The organism is Pantoea sp. B65, assembly GCF_047308185.1.
Lineage (GTDB): Bacteria > Pseudomonadota > Gammaproteobacteria > Enterobacterales > Enterobacteriaceae > Erwinia.
The window spans coordinates 195,936-215,499 of record NZ_JAHXPU010000036.1 but is presented as its reverse complement, the minus strand read 5'-3'; the positions used below and the strand labels follow the sequence as shown (position 1 = coordinate 215,499).

General features: G+C 55.1%; 22 protein-coding genes. 16 read left to right on the top strand and 6 right to left on the bottom strand.

Annotation, left to right across the window (positions count from 1 at the left end; all coding sequences use genetic code 11):
- Positions 1-58: 58 nt before the first annotated feature.
- Positions 59-646, bottom strand: coding sequence for an aminoacyl-tRNA hydrolase (pth, locus tag JWF83_RS15270; RefSeq protein ID WP_413651192.1), 588 nt, complete (start codon positions 644-646; stop codon positions 59-61).
- A gap of 268 nt (positions 647-914) precedes the next feature.
- Here pth and ychH point away from each other — a divergent pair, with 268 nt between their 5' ends.
- The gene (gene ychH, locus JWF83_RS15265) at positions 915-1,193 is read left to right on the top strand and encodes a stress-induced protein YchH (protein WP_413651191.1); all 279 of its coding nucleotides are present in this window, start codon (positions 915-917) and stop codon (positions 1,191-1,193) included.
- A 71-nt stretch (positions 1,194-1,264) separates the two neighbouring features.
- On the opposite strand, the gene JWF83_RS15260 is transcribed toward ychH, so the two are convergent.
- Positions 1,265-2,431: a GGDEF domain-containing protein gene (locus JWF83_RS15260; protein WP_413651190.1), complete on the bottom strand. Its 1,167-nt coding sequence runs from the start codon at positions 2,429-2,431 to the stop codon at positions 1,265-1,267.
- A gap of 189 nt (positions 2,432-2,620) precedes the next feature.
- Positions 2,621-4,111 (bottom strand): MFS transporter, encoded by a 1,491-nt coding sequence (locus JWF83_RS15255; protein WP_413651189.1) that lies wholly within the window; start codon positions 4,109-4,111, stop codon positions 2,621-2,623.
- A gap of 103 nt (positions 4,112-4,214) precedes the next feature.
- Here JWF83_RS15255 and JWF83_RS15250 point away from each other — a divergent pair, with 103 nt between their 5' ends.
- The gene (locus JWF83_RS15250) at positions 4,215-5,108 is read left to right on the top strand and encodes a LysR family transcriptional regulator (RefSeq protein ID WP_413651188.1); all 894 of its coding nucleotides are present in this window, start codon (positions 4,215-4,217) and stop codon (positions 5,106-5,108) included.
- Positions 5,109-5,150: 42 nt separating this feature from the next.
- Here the strand turns inward: JWF83_RS15250 and prs are convergent, their stop codons facing one another.
- The 3 genes from prs to lolB form a co-directional block, all read right to left on the bottom strand.
- A complete protein-coding gene (prs, locus tag JWF83_RS15245; RefSeq protein WP_013201847.1) occupies positions 5,151-6,098 on the bottom strand; it encodes a ribose-phosphate diphosphokinase in 948 nt (315 codons plus the stop codon).
- A gap of 130 nt (positions 6,099-6,228) precedes the next feature.
- A complete protein-coding gene (gene ispE, locus JWF83_RS15240; protein ID WP_413651187.1) occupies positions 6,229-7,098 on the bottom strand; it encodes a 4-(cytidine 5'-diphospho)-2-C-methyl-D-erythritol kinase in 870 nt (289 codons plus the stop codon).
- Positions 7,098-7,721 (bottom strand): lipoprotein insertase outer membrane protein LolB, encoded by a 624-nt coding sequence (gene lolB / locus JWF83_RS15235; RefSeq protein WP_413651185.1) that lies wholly within the window; start codon positions 7,719-7,721, stop codon positions 7,098-7,100. The genes ispE and lolB overlap by 1 nt, the downstream gene beginning before the upstream one ends.
- Before the next feature lie 236 nt (positions 7,722-7,957).
- Here lolB and hemA point away from each other — a divergent pair, with 236 nt between their 5' ends.
- The 14 genes from hemA to JWF83_RS15165 all read left to right on the top strand — a co-directional run bounded on the left by hemA (position 7,958) and on the right by JWF83_RS15165 (position 19,564).
- Positions 7,958-9,214: a glutamyl-tRNA reductase gene (gene hemA, locus JWF83_RS15230; RefSeq protein WP_413651183.1), complete on the top strand. Its 1,257-nt coding sequence runs from the start codon at positions 7,958-7,960 to the stop codon at positions 9,212-9,214.
- A gap of 69 nt (positions 9,215-9,283) precedes the next feature.
- A complete protein-coding gene (gene prfA, locus JWF83_RS15225) occupies positions 9,284-10,366 on the top strand; it encodes a peptide chain release factor 1 (RefSeq protein WP_413651182.1) in 1,083 nt (360 codons plus the stop codon).
- Entirely contained in the window at positions 10,366-11,199 is an 834-nt protein-coding gene (gene prmC, locus JWF83_RS15220; protein ID WP_413651180.1) for a peptide chain release factor N(5)-glutamine methyltransferase, read from the top strand. Before prfA ends, prmC begins: the two co-directional genes overlap by 1 nt.
- A gap of 9 nt (positions 11,200-11,208) precedes the next feature.
- On the top strand, positions 11,209-11,607 hold the full coding sequence (locus tag JWF83_RS15215; protein WP_413651179.1) for a SirB2 family protein: 399 nt from the start codon (positions 11,209-11,211) through the stop codon (positions 11,605-11,607).
- Positions 11,604-12,413 (top strand): invasion regulator SirB1, encoded by an 810-nt coding sequence (gene sirB1, locus JWF83_RS15210; RefSeq protein ID WP_413651178.1) that lies wholly within the window; start codon positions 11,604-11,606, stop codon positions 12,411-12,413. The genes JWF83_RS15215 and sirB1 overlap by 4 nt, the downstream gene beginning before the upstream one ends.
- A gap of 35 nt (positions 12,414-12,448) precedes the next feature.
- Positions 12,449-13,303 (top strand): 3-deoxy-8-phosphooctulonate synthase, encoded by an 855-nt coding sequence (gene kdsA / locus JWF83_RS15205; protein WP_413651176.1) that lies wholly within the window; start codon positions 12,449-12,451, stop codon positions 13,301-13,303.
- Between the two features lie 300 nt (positions 13,304-13,603).
- Entirely contained in the window at positions 13,604-14,167 is a 564-nt protein-coding gene (locus tag JWF83_RS15200) for a cytochrome b/b6 domain-containing protein (protein ID WP_413651175.1), read from the top strand.
- A gap of 80 nt (positions 14,168-14,247) precedes the next feature.
- Entirely contained in the window at positions 14,248-14,892 is a 645-nt protein-coding gene (locus tag JWF83_RS15195; RefSeq protein ID WP_413651174.1) for a thermostable hemolysin, read from the top strand.
- Complete coding sequence (locus tag JWF83_RS15190; protein WP_413651173.1) at positions 14,873-16,309, top strand: AMP-binding protein; 1,437 nt, start codon at positions 14,873-14,875, stop codon at positions 16,307-16,309. Before JWF83_RS15195 ends, JWF83_RS15190 begins: the two co-directional genes overlap by 20 nt.
- Positions 16,309-16,977, top strand: coding sequence for a TenA family transcriptional regulator (locus JWF83_RS15185; protein WP_413651172.1), 669 nt, complete (start codon positions 16,309-16,311; stop codon positions 16,975-16,977). The genes JWF83_RS15190 and JWF83_RS15185 overlap by 1 nt, the downstream gene beginning before the upstream one ends.
- Positions 16,961-17,767, top strand: a complete 807-nt coding sequence (locus JWF83_RS15180; protein ID WP_413651170.1) for an SDR family oxidoreductase — start codon at positions 16,961-16,963, stop codon at positions 17,765-17,767. The genes JWF83_RS15185 and JWF83_RS15180 overlap by 17 nt, the downstream gene beginning before the upstream one ends.
- On the top strand, positions 17,764-18,390 hold the full coding sequence (locus JWF83_RS15175) for a tetratricopeptide repeat protein (RefSeq protein ID WP_413651169.1): 627 nt from the start codon (positions 17,764-17,766) through the stop codon (positions 18,388-18,390). Before JWF83_RS15180 ends, JWF83_RS15175 begins: the two co-directional genes overlap by 4 nt.
- Before the next feature lie 23 nt (positions 18,391-18,413).
- Entirely contained in the window at positions 18,414-19,103 is a 690-nt protein-coding gene (locus tag JWF83_RS15170; protein ID WP_413651167.1) for a VIT family protein, read from the top strand.
- Between the two features lie 44 nt (positions 19,104-19,147).
- Complete coding sequence (locus JWF83_RS15165) at positions 19,148-19,564, top strand: META domain-containing protein (RefSeq protein WP_413651166.1); 417 nt, start codon at positions 19,148-19,150, stop codon at positions 19,562-19,564.

Here is a 19,564-nt window from a genome sequence, read left to right as displayed (position 1 = left end):
CGGCGTGAGATGGCGCTGTATGTAAGCCGGGAGCCGTTGCTGGCTCCCTGCCGGAGGATTATCCCGCTTTAAATGAGTGCAGGCGATTCATCGCTTTTAAACGGTCTTCTTTCAGCCACACTTCCGTGCAGCGCGCGGCTTCATCAATAGCATCATCAATCAGCTGCTGTTCGGCAGCCTGTGGTTTACCCAGCACAAAGCCCACCACTTTATTACGATCTCCCGGATGACCGATACCGATACGTAAACGGTGGAAATCGAGGCTGTTACCCAGCTTGCTGATAATATCTTTTAAGCCGTTATGACCGCCATGGCCGCCACCCTGTTTAAATTTCGCAACGCCAGGCGGCAGATCCAGCTCATCGTGCGCCACCAGAATTTCTTCCGGGGTAATGCGGTAAAAGGTCGCCATCGCCGCCACCGCTTTGCCACTCAGGTTCATAAAGGTGGTCGGCACCAGCAGGCGAACGTCCTCGCCGCCGATATTCAGACGTGCGGTATAGCCATAGAATTTGCTCTCTTCCTTCAGTGACTGATTGTGACGCTCAGCCAGCAGGTCGACGTACCAGGCACCTGCGTTATGGCGGGTTGCAGCGTATTCGGCGCCAGGGTTGGCGAGGCCAACAATCAGTTTAATGCTACTCACGTGGTGGATTCCTGATAAGTGCTTAATCAAAGGGCATTAGTTTACTGTGATGCCTGCCAGAACACAAAAATCCCTCGGTAGAGTGCAATAATTCAGTGAGTAAATAATACATTTTCTATAGAAATTCAGGCTGTTATACGTAAAGAAATGTCAAATTTAACGGCAGTTTGTGATCCACCACGCAACGGAACCGCTGGTCATTTCCTAAACTAATGGCTACCAGGCAATTTGTGCTATTGCCAGCTTACGCAGGTAGTGGAGGTGACAGATGAAACGCAAAAACGCAAATGTTGCGGGTAACGCCCTGATGATTCTTGGCTTACTCACCATGGTGGTAGGCGTGGGTTACTCCATTCTTAACCAGCTGCCGCAGTTGCATTTACCACAGTATATTGCTCATGGCGCGATATTCAGCATTTTTATCGGCGCCTTGCTGTGGCTGGCGGGGGCGCGCGTTAGCGGACGTGAAAAAGTCGCCGACCGCTATTACTGGTTGCGTCATTGTGGCGACAAGCGCTGCCGTCGCGATGGCCATCATCATTCATAAGCGAACCCGGGCGACAGCAGTGTCGCCCTTGTCTTCTCTGAATCCGTCTGCGGGCGCTACTGCCCGGGGTTTCAGTTGAGTGCCGGCCCGGCGGGATTGAGCTGCGGCGCTACTGTTTCCACCCGGTTTCTGCCGTTAGCTTTTGCCCGATACAGCGCTTCATCAGCGGCGGCTAGCGCATCGGCAAACGAACGCTCGTGCTGCCAGCGGGTACAGATACCAATGCTCACCGAGTAACAGACCTCATCTGGTGCCGATGCCGCTACCGCCGCGCGTAACTGTTCCGCTAATGTTATTGCCGTGTCATCATCAGCAATCAATACCGCCGCAAACTCCTCGCCGCCCAGCCGGGAAAAATGACACTCAGCGGGCAGCAATGCATTGGCCAGTCGGCAAAAATCGATCAGAATACGATCGCCCTGATAATGGCCGTAGCGATCGTTGATACTCTTAAAGTCGTCAAGGTCAAATAACATCACCGTCAGCGGTTCGCCGCGGCGATGACAGCGCAGCAACAGCTTTTCGCCGTTATCAAACAGTGCGCGCCGGTTCCAGACGCCGGTTAACGGATCACGGAGCGAGGCCTGTTTATAGCGAATCTGATTGCGCTCATTGACCATCGCCAGAATGATAAATGTCGCGCCAATAATAAACAGAATGGATTCCAGAATCACATACAGCGAAAACATCGAGCCGCCAATGGCGCCATGGACCGGATTGACGATGCCGGCATCGAACAGCAGGCGGGCAACAATAAATCCCAGGTGGATCCACAGCAGCGATTGCGCCGGCCAGTAGGTCAGCTGCAGGCTACTGCGGGAGCGGGCCAGCAGGGAAATATAGGCGCTGGTGTAGACCATGCAGAGCATGCAGCTGACGATAATGCGCCACTGCAGTGAGGAGTAGAATGGCGGCCAGAGGCAAAGAAGCGCCCACAGCAGTGCTCCCAGCCCCCAGTGATTGCTGACGGGCTGATTACAGAAGCAGCGCAACGCATTGAGCAGCATGCCATAGGCCAGCATCACCATGACATTACCCACGAAAATCGGCAGAAACTCGAAACCATAACTGCGCAGACTACTGAGCAGCACCGACAGCAGGGTCAGGCCCATGGCCAGACAGGCAAACCCCAACACGCGATCGTATTGTGAACCAATCCAGGCAAACAGCATGATGATGCTGACAAACCCCAGCACATAGAGTTCACAGATATACAGGGTATAAACATCGAGATGCATGGGAAGAACATTCCACGGAAACGACCGCTGCAAAATACCACTAATAGCCGGATGGCAAAAGAAGTTGACCAGTTGCGCAATAAAAAAAGCATTTGCCGGCGCTTTTCTGCGCGTCAGAGGCGGAAAATAGCGGGATAAGCCGCCGTTCAGGCGGGTTAAATCGGCGGACCGCGAGCATCCGCCAGAGGGTTAATTTGCCGTTTTATGCCGGAGACTAATTTGTACCAGCAAAGCACACAGCAGGGTGATAGCCATCAACAGCAGTAATAACTGGTCGAACGCCTGTAGCCAGATTTGCTGCAGCGCTGTTTCAGACAGCGGCAGTTGCCGGGCGGCGGCAGACAGGTTGCCGCTTGCCAGGTATTGTGCCGCGCTGCGCGCGCTGGCGGCCGGGGTTATCGCCGCCAGTGGAGTGGCGATCAGTCCGCTTAGCAGGGTGGTGACCAGCGCCAGCGCCACCCCTTCGCCCGCTACGCGAATGGTGCTGAAGATTCCGGTCGCCATACCTGCGCGCTCCTCGGGTACCACGCTGACCGATAAACCATCCATCAGTCCCCATGGCAGGCCGCTACCGGCGCCGATAATCACCATCGCCAGCAGTACCCAACGGATATCAGCGCCGCTATTGACCTGGCTAAGCAGTAGCAGACCGCCAGCGGCGATCACCAGCCCTGCACCTGACAACACGCCGGGTGAGAACCAGCGCGTCAGGGTAACGGCAAGGCTGGGGACGACCAGCATAGGCGCCGAGATTGCCAGCATAAACAGGCCGGTGGTCAGGCTGCTGTAACCGCCAATCCCCATAAAACGCACCGGCAACAGCGCCAGCAGCACCACAAAGCAGTAACAGGTGGCGATCGGCAGTAGCTGGATCCCGAGAAAGCGGCCGTAGCGGAACAGTGTCAAATCGAGCATCGGCTGACGCGCCTTCAGTTCACTGATAATAAACAGTATGACAAACAGCAGTGTACTGGCGAACAGGGCGATCACCCGTGGGTGACGCCAGCCATCTTCACTGACCTGCAAAATCCCCCAGGTGAAGGCGGTGAGCGCCAGGCTAAAAGTAACAATTCCACGGATATCAATTGCGCTACGTTGTGATGACCTGGACTCACGCATGCGCCAGTAACCGATCAGCGCGGCAATGCCACCCAGTAGGGCCGGCAGCAGAAATACACTGCGCCAGCCACCATGGCTAATCAGCAAACCGGCCACCACCGGGCCGCTGGCCAGACCAACGCCAAAGCTGGTTCCCAGCAGACTGAAGGCGCGCGCCTGTCCAGGCCCCGTCGCCGCATCGGCCAGCGCCGCCGCGCCGCCGGCCAGCGCGCAGGCGGCGGCGATGCCCTGCAGGGCACGCAGCAAATCGAGCGTCAGGACATTGGGCGCCAGACCAATAATCAGGGAAGCCAGAGTAAATAACGCCACGCCGCAGAGAAACAGGCGCTTACGACCGAGGTGATCGGCCAGTGAACCCGCGGCCATCAGCAAGCTGCCAAAGGTTAGCATAAAGGCATTGGTGATCCAGCTTAGTGCCAGTGGCGAACCGCCCAGTTCCTGAGCGATAGCGGGGGTGGCAATCACGCCACCGGTAAAGCTGAGAGGTAAGATCATCGCGGCAGTGCAAACTGTCAGTAAGGTCCAGCGTGGGCTGGTTTGCGTTATGACAAGGGTACTCATACGGTGCGTCCGGAATTAATGTGTGCCAGGATAACAGGATAAAATGACCCGCTACGCTTAAAAATGGGCCGCAGTTCGTGACTGAAAGGATAAAAACTCCGTAATGAAGACCCTTGAGAGCTTGAGTGGGCTAAGCGCGCTGGTGAAAGCGGTAGAAACCGGCAGCTTTATTGCCGCATCGGAACGTCTGGGGGTATCCGCCTCGGCGATTGGTAAAAGCGTGGCGCGGCTGGAAAACAGTCTTGGCGTCAGCCTGCTCAATCGCAGCACCCGCAGTATCAGCCTGACGGATGAAGGGGCCCTGTTTTACGAGCGAGCGCGACGCATTGTCGCGGAGATTGAAGAGGCGCAGCATGAGCTATCGCGGGTGGCGGCGAAACCCAGCGGCCGGTTACGCGTCAGCCTGCCGGCCATTGGTTACCGTATGCTGATGCCGTTGCTGCCGAAATTTATCGAAACCTATCAGGATATTGAACTGGACCTCGACTTTAGCGACCGGCTGGTGGATGTGATTGCCGAAGGCATGGATGTGGTGGTGCGCAGCGGCAGCTTTAATGATTCTCAGTTGCGGGTGAAACGGCTGGGTAGCTATCGTTTTAAGCTGGTGGCTGCTCCTGCTTATCTGGCGCGGCGCGGCACACCCCGATCGCCTGGCGAATTGATCCGCCATGCCTGCTTACGCTACCGCTTCAGTGGTAGCGGCGTACTGCAGGACTGGCAGTTTACTCAGCAGGCGGAGCGTCCGTTACCGGAGCAACTGGTATTCAGCAATCTGGAGGCGCAAATTTCCGCGGCGGTGAGTGGACTGGGACTGGTCTGGGTGCCGGACTTCGCCGTCGCGCAGGAGGTGGCTAACGGCAGTCTGGTCAGTGTGCTGGACCAGCATGTCAGCGGCGGCGGACAGTTTTCGCTGCTGTGGCCGGGCAACCGGCATTTGCTGCCCAAGCTGCGCGTGTTTATCGATTTTCTTACGCAGCATCATCCGCTGGCAGTATAAAAAAAGCCGGGCAAGCCCGGCTTTTTGCGCTCTGGCTGATGTTTAGTGTTCAAACATCGCAGAGATTGATTCTTCATTGCTGATACGGCGAATCGCTTCGGCCAGCATGCCAGACAGCGTAAGGGTACGCACATTTGGCAACGCTTTGATCTCTTCCGGCAGCGGAATGGTGTCACATACCACAACTTCGTCAATAACCGAGTTGCGCAGGTTTTCCACCGCATTGCCAGAGAAAATCGGGTGCGTGGCATAGGCAAATACACGTTTTGCACCGCGTTCTTTTAGCGCTTCCGCTGCTTTACACAGCGTACCGCCAGTATCGATCATATCATCAACCAGCACACAGTCACGGCCAGCAACGTCACCGATGATATGCATCACCTGAGACACGTTGGCGCGCGGACGGCGCTTATCGATGATTGCCATATCGGTATCGTTCAGCAGTTTAGCGATAGCACGGGCACGTACCACGCCGCCGATATCCGGAGAGACTACAATCGGATTTTCCAGACCGATCTGCAGCATATCTTCCAGCAGAATCGGGCTACCAAATACGTTATCAACCGGGACATCAAAGAATCCCTGAATCTGTTCTGCATGCAGGTCCACGGTCAGAACACGGTCGACACCCACGCTGGAGAGGAAATCCGCAACCACTTTCGCAGTAATCGGCACACGCGCTGAGCGGACACGACGGTCCTGACGCGCATAACCAAAATAAGGAATAACAGCAGTAATACGACCAGCGGAAGCACGACGCAGCGCGTCAACCATAACAACCAGTTCCATCAGGTTATCGTTGGTTGGGGCACAGGTGGACTGGATGATGAAAATATCACCACCGCGTACATTTTCGTTAATTTGTACACTGACTTCACCATCACTGAAACGACCGACAGCGGCGTCGCCCAGGCTGGTGTAAAGGCGGTTGGCAATACGTTGTGCTAGTTCCGGCGTAGCGTTACCAGCAAAAAGCTTCATATCAGGCACGAGAAGAACCTCAGGCTTTGCGTCCAGAGAATGAACATAGTCGTAATTGGCCACGGGCGCCATAGCATTACAACTGTTTCATACGGGTGTGTTAATGCGCCACGTGCAGTATCAGGAACGGGCGACACTGTCACGTAATCGCTAAATGCCCTGAAAGGCTACGATGCAACGGTGAGACGTTAACGCCTCGCGCTACAAACCCCCGCAACCAATTCGGGGCCAGCTCAAGCACCTGACGAGCAGCGGACTCAGTGTCGAATTCGGCAAACACACAAGCACCGGTTCCAGTCAGACGCGACGGCGCGTATTCTAGCAGCCAGGAAACTAGCTGTTCAACCTCGCGAAAACGTTTTCTTACTGCTGGTTCACAATCATTGCTAAAAGGTGCCTGCATTATGTGCGAAATATCGCGCCTTGGGGTGTCTCGTTTCAGCTCTGGATCGTTGAATACCAACGGTGTCGGCACACTGACGCCAGGGTGGGCCACCAGATACCATTTTTCTGGCGGATTAACCGGCTGTAATTTTTCACCCACCCCTTCGGCGAAAGCGGCATGGCCTTTTACAAACACCGGCACATCGGCGCCAAGGGTTAATCCCATCGCCGCCAGCTGATCGGCGGTAAAACCGGTTTGCCACAGCTGATTAAGCGCGACCAGCGTGGTGGCGGCATTAGAGGAGCCGCCGCCCAGCCCGCCGCCCATCGGCAGCCGCTTATCGATAGTGATCTCAGCCCCCGCCCGTGCCGGCAGGGTGCCCGCGGCTGACGCCTGTTGCCGCAGCAGCCGCGCGGCGCGCACCATCAGGTTCTGCTCGTGCGCGACCTGGTCGACTGGCGTCAGCAGGCGGATATCGCCGCTGTTATCCGCGCAAATATGCAACGTATCGCCGTAATCAAGAAACTGAAACAGCGTCTGCAAATCATGGTAACCGTCCGCGCGACGCCCGGTGATATAGAGAAACAGATTAAGCTTTGCCGGAGCAGGCCAGGTGGTCATCATTATTTCACGGCCCAGCTATCCATGCGTAGTTTGATGCGCTGCGTGCCTTCGCGCAGTTCGAGGCTGGCGGGCAGGGCAGGCGTCACTTTGCTGTCGTAATCCTGCCAGCTCACGCTCCAGTTCTGTCCGTTGCGGCTGTAGTTCAGCTCGCGTAACTGATACTTGTCGTCCAGCTGATAGTCGCTGGCGTCGCCTGGCAGGCCCATCATCCACTTGCGCAGATTCTCCAGTGGGATATCCATGCCGGTCAGCTGCGAAATCATCTTTTGCGCATCGTTGCTGACATAGCGTTTACCTTTGTTATCGACCAGTTGCACCACCGAACCCTGCGCATCCAGCTGCAATTCGGTGCTGCCGAGCGGGTTGGTCAGCAGTAAACGGTAGCGATCCGGCGCGGTTTGTTGCCAGTTAAACCGGGCATAGACTTTTTGCTTATCGGAAAGATAGGCAAAAGCGCCGCGGGTCTGGTACTGGGTGATTTTTTCAACACTTTGCTGATGTTGTTGCCACTGCGGAGAGTTAACACTTTGACCCGGGCCCTGTGGTTTATTGATACTACAGGCTGCCAGCAACAGACCCGCAAGCGGTACAAGCCGCATCAGGCGGAGTTTCTGTGAATACATAGGTGGTCGTCTCCTCAGACACATTCAGGGCATGCTTGCCCAAAGTAACCGCTAACGCTAACCATCCGCGTCTAAGCCGTCAATGCTCAAATTGTCTTATTTAACTGCAATTGGCTGGATCAAGACACAACCTATTACAGGCATATGCTCTGTATGGCTTTTATTGATCTCGCTCATCTTGTAGAATGCGCCTCACAAAACCACAATATCAGTGTGATAACCAGACCTAATTCACCATGACCCTGCTGGCCCTCGGAATTAACCACAAAACGGCACCTGTTGCGCTGCGTGAAAAAGTCGCTTTTTCGCCGGACACGCTGGAACAGGCGCTTAACAGCCTGCTGGCGCAGCCACTTGTGCAGGGCGGCGTGGTGTTGTCTACCTGTAACCGCACCGAGCTTTACCTCAGCGTCGAACAACAAGAGAATCTGCAGGAGCAGCTGGTGCGCTGGCTTTGTGACTATCATCAGCTGAGTGCCGATGAGGTGCGTAAAAGCCTCTACTGGCATCATGATAACGCAGCGGTAAGCCATCTGATGCGCGTCGCCAGCGGTCTTGATTCACTGGTGCTGGGCGAACCGCAGATCCTCGGTCAGGTAAAAAAAGCCTTTGCTGATTCTCAGCGCGGCAATTCGCTTTCCAGCGAACTGGAGCGCATGTTCCAGAAAACCTTCTCCGTCGCGAAACGGGTGCGTACGGAAACCGATATTGGCGCCAGCGCGGTGTCCGTCGCGTTTGCCGCCTGTACGCTGGCGCGTCAGATCTTTGAATCGCTGTCGACAGTCAATGTGCTGCTGGTCGGCGCTGGTGAAACCATCGAACTGGTGGCGCGTCATCTGCGCGAGCATAACGTCAGGAAACTGATGATTGCCAACCGTACGCGTGAACGCGCCCAGTTGCTGGCGGATGAAGTGGGCGCCGAAGTGATCAATCTGGCGGATATTGATGTCCGCCTGGCCGAAGCCGATATCATCATCAGTTCCACCGCCAGTCCGTTACCGATTATTGGTAAGGGTATGGTGGAACGCGCGTTAAAAGCACGACGCAACCAGCCGATGCTGCTGGTGGATATCGCGGTTCCGCGCGATGTGGAGCCGGAAGTCGGCAAACTGGCGAATGCTTATTTATACAGCGTGGATGATCTGCAGCAGATCATCGAAAAAAATATGGCGCAGCGCAAAGCGGCCGCCATTCAGGCTGAAAGTATCGTGCTGCAGGAGAGCGGTGAATTTATGGCCTGGCTGCGGGCGCAAAGCGCGGTGGAGACCATTCGTGATTACCGTTCGCAGGCCGATCAGATCCGTGCAGATCTTGAAGCACGTGCGCTGGCGGCGCTGCAGCAGGGCGGCGATGCGCAGGAGATTCTGCGTGACCTCGCCCATAAACTGACCAACCGCCTGATTCATGCCCCTACCAAATCCCTCCAGCAGGCCGCTCGCGATGGCGATGACGAACGTCTGCAGATTCTGCGTGACAGCCTCGGGCTGGACTAGCTGCGTCACGACAGATTTTGCGACCCGGCCTGACTTATCGAATTCCATATACAAGGTAAATAACACCACATGAAGACTTCTATTGTTGCCAAACTGGAAGCCTTGCAGGAGCGCCACGAAGAAGTGGAGGCGATGCTCGGTGACGCGGGCGTTATCGCCGATCAGGATCGCTTTCGCGCGCTTTCCCGCGAATATGCCCAGCTTACCGACGTCAGCCAGTGTTTTCGTCAGTGGCAGCAGGTGCAGGAAGATATTGAAACGGCGGAAATGCTGATCGCCGACCCGGAAATGCGCGATATGGCGCAGGAAGAGTTAAACGCCGCACGCGAGCGCAGCGAACAGCTGGAACAACAGCTGCAGGTGCTGCTGCTGCCGAAAGATCCCGATGATGAGCGTAACTGCTATGTGGAAGTGCGCGCCGGAACCGGCGGCGACGAAGCGGCGATCTTTGCCGGCGATCTATTCCGTATGTACAGCCGCTATGCCGAAGCGCGCCGCTGGCGGGTGGAAGTGATGAGCGCCAACGATGGCGAGCACGGCGGCTATAAAGAGGTGATTGCCAAAGTGATCGGCGAGGGCGCCTATGGCCGTCTGAAGTTTGAATCGGGTGGACACCGTGTGCAACGGGTGCCGGAAACCGAATCACAAGGACGTATTCACACCTCAGCCTGTACCGTGGCGGTGATGCCGGAGCTGCCGGAAGCCGAGCTGCCGGATATTAACCCGTCCGATCTGCGTATTGATACCTTCCGTTCTTCGGGCGCGGGCGGTCAGCACGTTAACACCACCGACTCGGCGATCCGCATTACCCACCTGCCAACCGGTATTGTGGTCGAGTGTCAGGATGAGCGTTCACAGCATAAAAACAAAGCTAAAGCGCTGGCGGTGCTCGGCTCGCGTATTCGCGCCGCCGAAATCGCCAGGCGACACGCTGCCGAGGCTTCGACGCGGCGTAATCTGCTGGGAAGTGGCGACCGCTCGGATCGCAACCGTACCTATAACTTCCCGCAGGGGCGCGTTACGGACCATCGTATCAACCTGACCATCTACCGTCTGGATGAAGTGATGGAAGGCAAACTGGATTCGCTGATTGAGCCGATTGTGCAGGAATATCAGGCTGACCAGCTGGCCGCGTTGTCCGAGCAGGATTAATGGATATCCGCAGCTGGCTGAAAGCGGCCACCGCCACCTTGTGCGGTGGCGACAGTCCAAAGCGCGATGCGGAGATCTTGCTGGGCTTTGTGACCGGCAAGTCGCGTAGCTGGCTGATCGCTTTTGATGAGACGTTGCTGACGGCGTCGCAGCTGGCGCAACTTGATGCCCTGATTGCGCGCCGCGCCCGTGGCGAACCGGTCGCCCATCTGACCGGAGAGCGCGAATTCTGGTCGCTGCCGCTAACGGTCTCTGCGGCGACGCTGATTCCCCGTCCCGATACCGAGATCCTTGTCGAGCAGGCGCTGGCGCGTCTGCCGTCATCTCCGGCGCGTATCCTCGATCTCGGCACCGGCAGCGGCGCCGTGGCGCTGGCGCTGGCCAGTGAACGTCCCGATTGTCAGGTGGTCGGTGTTGACCGGATTGCTGAAGCGGTCGCACTGGCGCAGCATAATGCCGATAAACTGCAGATCGGCAATGTACACTTTGTGCTGAGCGACTGGTTCTCAGCGCTGGAAAAGCAATTTTTCGATCTGATCGTCAGTAATCCACCCTATATTGATGCTGCCGATCGGCATCTGTTGCAGGGGGATGTGCGGTTTGAGCCACTGAGTGCGCTGGTGGCTGACGACCAGGGGCTGGCGGATATTAAACGCATTACCGCCGCCGCGCGGCAATTTTTGTTGCCGGCGGGCGGGTTATTGTTTGAGCATGGCTGGCAGCAGGCTGGCGCGGTGCGTGAGATCTTGCGCTATCACAATTTTCTGCAGGTGGAAACCTGTCAGGATTACGGCGGCAACGATCGGGTCACCGGCGGGAAAATATCGGAATAAGGAACTTCTATGGTCGCATACTACGCCACAATAAAACATTTTCATCTGCTGACGGTTGTCATTACTATCGTGATGTTTATCCTGCGTTTTTACTGGCAACAGGCGGGTTCCGCGATGCTGCAACGCCGCTGGGTGCGCATTGTTCCACATCTGAACGATACCTTACTGTTTGTTTCCGGTATTCTGTTAGTAAGCATTACCCATTTTTATCCGTTTTCACCGCAAGGTAGCTGGCTGACTGAGAAGCTGTTTGGCGTTATTATCTATATCGTGCTCGGCATTATCGTCCTGGGACGCCGCCCGCGCGCCGACAAAGTGCGCTGGATTGCCTTCCTGGTGGCGTTAGTGGTGATCGGGCTGATCATCAAGCTGGCCATAAGTAAAATGCCACTGTTGGGGATTGTATGACGTCAGTTGCGAAGTTTGATTTTTCACAGTCACCGCTTTGTGAGGCGGTGATTGCGGCATCGCGTGAGATCCGCGACGATTTTCCATCAGAAGATGTAGGAACTCAGCTTCGCGCGCTGGTCGCGGAAGCACAACAATATGTCGCTGCTGAAACCGAGCAGGATCTGAAGCTGGAAAAACTGCTGGAGCTGTTTTATAAGCAGTGGGGATTTGGCGGCGCCAGCGGTATCTATAAGCTGTCAGACGCGCTGTGGCTGGACAATGTACTGAAAAGCCGCCAGGGCACGGCGGTATCACTGGGCGTTATCCTGCTGCATATTGCCGCAGAGCTGGACCTGCCGCTGATGCCGGTGATTTTCCCGACGCAGCTGATCCTGCGCGCCGACTGGCTTGATGGCGAAATGTGGCTTATCAATCCGTTTAATGGCGAAACTCTTGACGAACATACGCTGGAAGTGTGGCTGAAGGGCAATATCAGTCCGACGGCGGAGCTGTATGAAGACGATCTGGAAGAGGCCGAATCCACCACGGTGATCCGCAAAATGCTGGACACGCTGAAGTCGGCGCTGATGGAAGAGAAGCGCATGGAGATGGCGTTGAACGTCAGTAATGTGCTGCTGCAGATCGATCCGCACGACCCGTATGAAATTCGTGACCGCGGGTTGATCTACGCCCAGCTGGAGTGCGAACATATTGCGCTAACCGACCTGACCTATTTCGTTGAGCAGTGCCCGGAAGATCCGGTCAGCGAAATGATTAAAGTACAAATTCATTCGATTGAGCATAAGCAGGTTACGCTTCACTAAACCCGGGCAGACCTGAAGAAAAAAAAGGCGAAGGCATGACTCAGAAAGTAGTTAATATCGGTGACATCAAAGTTGCAAACGACCTGCCATTTGTACTGTTTGGCGGCATGAATGTTCTGGAATCGCGCGATCTGGCGATGCGTATCTGTGAACATTACGTCACCGTCACCGATAAACTCGGTATTCCTTACGTATTTAAAGCGTCCTTTGATAAAGCAAACCGTTCATCAATTCGTTCTTATCGTGGCCCTGGCCTCGAAGAAGGGATGAAAATCTTCCAGGAGCTGAAGCAGGCGTTTGGCGTGAAAGTGATCACCGACGTCCACGAAGCCAGCCAGACGCAGCCGGTGGCCGATGTGGTTGATGTGATCCAGCTGCCGGCTTTCCTCGCGCGCCAGACCGACCTGGTGGAAGCGATGGCGAAAACCGGAGCGGTAATTAACGTTAAGAAACCCCAGTTTGTCAGCCCGGGTCAGATGGGGAATATCGTCGAGAAGTTCGCGGAAGGCGGCAACGATAAAGTGATCCTCTGTGACCGCGGTGCGAACTTTGGTTATGACAACCTCGTCGTCGATATGCTGGGCTTTAACGTGATGAAACAAGTCACTAACGGCAGCCCGGTCATTTTCGACGTGACCCATGCCCTGCAGTGTCGTGACCCGTTTGGCTCCGCTTCCGGCGGTCGTCGTGGTCAGGTAACTGAACTGGCGCGTGCCGGTATGGCGGTAGGTCTGGCGGGGCTGTTTATTGAAGCGCACCCGGATCCGGCGAATGCGAAGTGCGACGGTCCATCCGCGCTGCCGCTGGATAAGCTGGAACCCTTCCTGAAACAGATTAAAGCGATTGACGATCTGGTGAAGAATTTCCCGGAACTCGATACCAGCAACTGACAGCAGCAGCAGTAATGCCGTCTGCGGCGATCGGGAAATGCCTGCGGGCTAAATGCCAGTCATATAAGGTGACTGGCTTTTTTTTGGGGCGATGCTGACCGTCGTTGATCACAGCCGGTAAGATAAATAGTAATTATTATCATATTTATTTTTCATCTGTTTAATTCCTTTTCGCCTACCCGCTATAATAAAAAATTCACATTGTTTCCTCTGTCGTTAATCAAAAATTAAGGTTCAGTTAACAATTGCCATTTATACTGGAGTCTATTGTTGGGAGGTGGCGTACAGAAGGCGCCCGCTATGAAATCACAACTATTGAATTTCGGTCCGCATGCCGATCATAAGGTTTTCCGATACCTGCATATTTTGGTCGCACTATTAATCCTGGCGCAGATTTTAAATTCAAATCTGACTGAAGTCGACGCGCTGGGGAAACATAGCCTCACCGGTATTATTACATGGGTGCATATTATTTCGGGATTTAGTCTGATTTTCTGCGGTCTGTTTATGCTGGCATGGATGCTAACGCAGCGTGGCTTTCGCTTCTATTACTCATGGTTATGCCTCGATTTTCGCGCCATCCGACAGGATATCAACACGATTCTCGATTGCGAACTTCCTGAAGCGCATGCCGGAGGCATCGCCGCCAGCGTTCAGGGAATGGGCGTCATTACGCTGCTCGTGGTGGCTGCTTGCGGCGGCGCATGGTTTTGGCTGAATAGCCTACAAAGCCCTTTGGCTGAAAGCATTCTGCTGTGGCATAAGTTTCTTACCCTGTTTATTGAAATCTATTTTTATTCACATGGCGCAATGGGAATTATTCATTTAATTCTCAACCGGCGGGGCAGTAAGAGCCAGGCGTAAATAAAACGCTGCTGAAGGTTAAGTCAACCTGCAGGTGGATATCTTCTAATGTGAAGATGAGAGATATTGCCGTGAATATAATGTCGCCCTGTAATCTGAAATGGAGTGTCGGTGGGCTGGTAATTAATGAAGCGACTGATTTTATTCGCGACATTTACCAACAAGCCTACCAGGCCAGCCTGACTGAATGTATGCCATGGTTACTCAGTATGCATGATTCTCAGGGGGAGCTTAAAGCGGTCTGTGGTATCCGGCTGGCGTCTGAAGGCCGGTTATTTCTCGAGAACTATATCGATCAGCCGGTAGAACAACTGATGCATCACCATTTCGCCAGCGGCCTGCGCCGTGAACGTATTGTCGAAATCGGTAATTTTGCGGCGACTGAAGGAGCCGCGCGCGTAATGTATGCCGCAGTTTGTCTGCTGCTTAACCATTACCACTTTACGCACATCGTGTTCACCGGCACGCGGAAAATCCGCAATATCTTTGCCCGGCTCAGTCTGAAACCGGTTCTGCTGGCGGAAGCCAGTGCCGAACGTCTTGGGCAGATGGCAGATCAGTGGGGAAGTTACTATCAGTATCAGCCGCAGCTAATGGCCGGTGAACTGGCCGGTGGTCAGAGCGAGCTTAGCCGTAACAGCCTGCTCTTCAGCCTTTTCCGTGAGATCCCGGCAGCGCCATGGATATCGACTTCAGGAGTACAGCATGTTTCTGACAAAGCTTGAACACTGGGCGCAACAATACCCCGATCAACCGGCACTGCACAGTGAAACGGGTAGCTGGAGCTGGCGGGAATATCACGCTGCGGTTTGTGATGCGGCGGCCCAACTTAGCGCAATGAAGATCAACCGGTTGGCACTGGCGCTGGATAATAGTCCGGAATGGGCGATTATCGATCTTGCCTGCCTGTGCAGCGGTATTGTCTGTATTCCGCTACCTGCATTTTTTTCCGATCGGCAGCAGCGCTGGCTGCTTGATAGCAGCGGTGCCGACGCAATCGTTGGTGGCGCATTGCGCACTGGCTGGACGCCGGCTGATTTTACCTTCGGCCAGCTACAAAGGTGCCCGCGCGGCAATCTTCCCGTTCTGCCGGCGGGTACCGCTAAAGTGACTTATACCTCCGGCACTACCGGTGAACCGAGGGGTGTTTGCCTGAGCCGCAAAAACCTGGCATGGAGTACTGAAACCCTCGGTACGCTGATGCTGCCGCTGGCATTACAGCGCCATCTGGTGACGCTGCCGCTGTGCACCTTACTGGAAAATTTGTGCGGTATTTATGTCCCGCTGTCGCTTGGTGCGGCAACCGTTATTCTGTCTGCAGCCGGGACCGGGTTCGAAGGTTCCAGCAAGTTCAGTCCTGCCATCTATGCGCAGGTACTGGCAAAGTGGCAGCCACAAAGCCTGGTTCTGGTACCTGAGCTGTTGCGCCTGCTGCTGCATATTCATTCTGCTTATCCCACAAGCACCGCGTCTTTGCGTCTGGTGGCGGCCGGCGGCGGGAAAATCTCGCCCGCGCTGCTCAGCCACGCGACGGCAAAGGGTCTGCCGGTTTATGAAGGGTATGGTCTGTCTGAATGTGGTTCCGTCGTTACGCTGAATTTGCCGGGTAACAGCAGGACCGGCAGTGCCGGTAAGCCATTGCCCGGGATCAGCGTCACTATCGACGGCGACGGTGAGTTGTGGGTAGAGAGCCCGGGTAACGCTGCCGGCTATCTGAATGCGCCGGCAGCAACCGGGCCGGTTAAAACCGGCGATATCGCCCATATGGATGATGAGGGCTTTGTTTACATCACCGGGCGACGCAGCAATGTACAGATTAATGCATTTGGTCGTAACTTCTCGCCGGAATGGATCGAGGCCGAAGCCATCACCTGCCCGGCGGTGCGCCGCGTGGTGATTTTTGGCGAAGGTATGACGAAAAATGTGGCGCTGGTCGATGCTCTGCCTGGAATGGAGCCAGCGGCGCGTGAACAGCTGAATGCGCTATCCGCAACGCTGCCGGATTATGCGCGGTTACATCATCTGATCTTTACCCCGGCGATCTCCTCTCCGGCAGCGTTAACCGCTAATGGCCGTGCGCGCCGTGGGGTAATTTGGCAAATGATGCGTGAACAGATTCTCAGTCAGAGTGAGGAAGCATAATGTCCTTTTATCAACAACTTCAGCAACAGACGCAGGCGGTACGCCAGCAAATGCTTTCTGCACCGGTTATTGCCCGTTGCAGTCAGGGAAATATCACCCGCGCGATGTATATCGCTTTTCTTACCCAGGCCTGGCATCACGTCAGCCATACGGTACCGCTATTAATGTGTGCTGGCAGTCGTTTGCCAGCTTCACACGAATCGGTCAGAGGCGCGATTGCCGAATATATTGCCGAGGAGTATGGCCATCAGGAATGGATACTCAATGATATTCGTCATTGTGGCGGTGACGCTGAGGCGGTGAAAAATGGCCTCCCGGGCCAGCCGATTGAACTGATGATCGCCTACCTCTATCACCGGATTGAGCGTGTCAACCCGATGAGTATTTTTGGCATGGTCCATGTACTGGAAGGCACCAGTGTCATTATCGCTACGCCGGTGGCTGAAGCGATTCAGAAAACGCTCAACCTGTCTGACAGCGCCACCAGCTATTTGCGTTCACATGGTGCGCTGGACGTTGAACACCTGCAGTTTTTTGCTTCACTAATGGATCGTGTTACTGATCCGGACGATCAGCAGGCCATCATCCATACCGCCCAACGGGTTTATTCACTGTATGGCGAGATGCTTAATCAGTTAAGCGGGCCGGTCTATGAAGCTGCAGAATAAAAATATCCTGCTGACCGGCGCCAGCGGGGGAATTGGTCAGGCACTGGCGCAGGCACTGGCAGCTAAAGGTGCCTGTCTCTGGCTGGCCGGAAGGAATGCATCAGCACTTGCCGCACTTTGTGCGCAACTGCCACATCATGACCGTCATCGGGTTCTGGCGATGAACAGCTACAGCGATGATGAAATTCTGAGTATTGCCGCAATGTTCAGTGGGGACTCCCGGCTGGATGTTCTGATTAATAATGCCGGCTGTAGCCGCTTCGCGCTATTTGAAGATCAGACTTTCGGCGATATCCGCGATCAGATCCGCGCTAATGTGGAGTTGCCGTTGTTGCTAACCAGCGCGTTGTGTCGCCAGTTCAATACTAACGGCATCATTCTCAATATTGGCTCGGTGTTGGGTGAGATAGGGCATCCCGGTTACAGCGTATACAGTGCGACGAAAGCGGTGGCACATCGTTTTTCTGAGGCTCTGGGGCGCGAACAGCCAGGCTCCGGGCTATCTGTTCTGTATATTGCTCCGCGCGCCACACGCACTGGGTTTAACAGCGAGATGGCAACCGCGATGAATGATTCGCTGGGAAACAGCAGTGATTCACCGGAACAGGTTGCCCGTGAAATAGTGATTTCCCTTGAACGGCAGCAAAAACGCAAGCGACTCGGATTTGCCGAGCGTCTGTTTGTGAAAATTAATGCTCTGGTGCCATCGGTTGTTGATCGCGCACTCAGTAAGAAAATGGCCGTGATAAACCGGTTTGCCCGCCAGTCGACAACAGGTACGATAAAATGAGACATCTTAACGCGATAATTCCGGGATTCATTCTGCTGCTGCCTGCCGTATCGCAGGCAGCGGTCACCTTAAGCGATCTGCAACAAAGCTGGTCTGTTTGTCAATACCGCACGCTGGATGCGCAAAAAATCGCCTGTTTTAGTTCGCTGAGTGAAAAAGCGCATGCGGCGGCAGACTCTGCGAATCCCAAAGATGCCAGCCTGCTGATCTGGTCGGCGATCATCGACAGCAGCTGGGCGGGAGCGAAAGGCGGACTGGGGGCGCTGAGTCTGGTAAAAACAGCGCGTAGCAGCCTGGAGCAGGCGATTGCCATTGATCCGGACGCGCTGCAAGGTTCGGCATGGACCAGTCTTGGCGCGCTTTACTATCAGGTGCCAGGCTGGCCGATAGGTTTTGGCGATAATGACAAAGCCAATGAAATGCTGAAAAAAGCCCTGGCGCTCAATCCGGATGGTATCGATCCCAATTACTTTTACGGTGATTTTCAGCTTAAACAGGGTAATAAGGCGCTGGCCAAAATTTATCTCGAGAAAGCGTTAAAAGCGCCGGCGCGGCCGGGCAGAGAAATCGCTGACAGCGGCCGCCACAGCGATATTGCGCATGACCTGGCAAAACTAAACTGAAACCGACATAAGGGCCTCAGCGGATGCATATTGAGCAACACAGTATCGCGCGAGTGGGGTGGTTGAGAGCCGCTGTACTGGGCGCCAATGACGGTATTGTCTCTACTGCCAGTCTGTTGCTCGGGGTGGTATCAGCCAGCAACAGTCAGCAAAATATTTTGCTGGCAGGTATCGCCGGTCTGGTTGCTGGTGCGATGTCGATGGCAACCGGTGAATATGTTTCTGTATCATCGCAGTCGGATAGCGAGAAAGCGGCGCTGGCAGAGGAGCAGGCCGAGTTGCATGCCGATTTCCCCGGTGAAACGGATGAACTTACCGCAATTTATCTGCGCCGGGGGCTGGAACCTGCTCTTGCCCGGGAGGTTGCAGAGAAACTGATGGCTCATGATCCTCTCGCTGCGCATGCGCGCGATGAGCTCGGTATAACCGAAATCAGTAGTGCGCGCCCGTTACAGGCTGCGTTGTTTTCAGCGTTAAGTTTTGCTGTCGGCGCGGTGCTTCCGCTTGTCGTCGCGTTAATCACCGTGCCAGAATATACGCTGCCGGCGGTGACGCTCTCTACGCTGTTATCGCTGGCGATTTTGGGTGCGGTGGCAGCCAGAGCAGGAAGTGCTGCCGTGTTGCCGGGCATGTTGCGAGTCACTTTCTGGAGTGCGCTGGCTATGGGAATATCGGCTGGCGTGGGTACACTGGTTGGCTATGCGGTTGGTTAACGTATTCTGTCGTTATGGAGAGTCCCACAATAAGGAGCAGTACCATGAGTAAAATTCTTTCGCTGGCGTTGCTGGCCGTGATGATCGGTGGTTGCCAGCCGTCCAGTACGCCGCTTAACGCGCAGCAGCTGGCAAACCAGCGCTTTGTTTTACAGAGCGTTGATGGTGTCGCGCCCCACAGCCATCAGGGCCAGCCAGCGGAAATCGCCTTCAGCGGCGATTTACGTATTAGCGGTAAAATGTGTAATCGCTTTTTTGGCCAGGGTGAGTTACAGGGCAATGTGCTGACGGTGAAGCAGATGGGGACGACGCGGATGATCTGCAGTGATGCCCTGCTCAGTCAGTGGGATCATGTGGTCGCTGACACATTGTCAAATGGCGCGCAGGTGACGCTGGAACAGGGGAATTTAACCCTGACCGGTGGTGGTCATATTCTGCAGTATCAGACCGGCGCCCCGTAG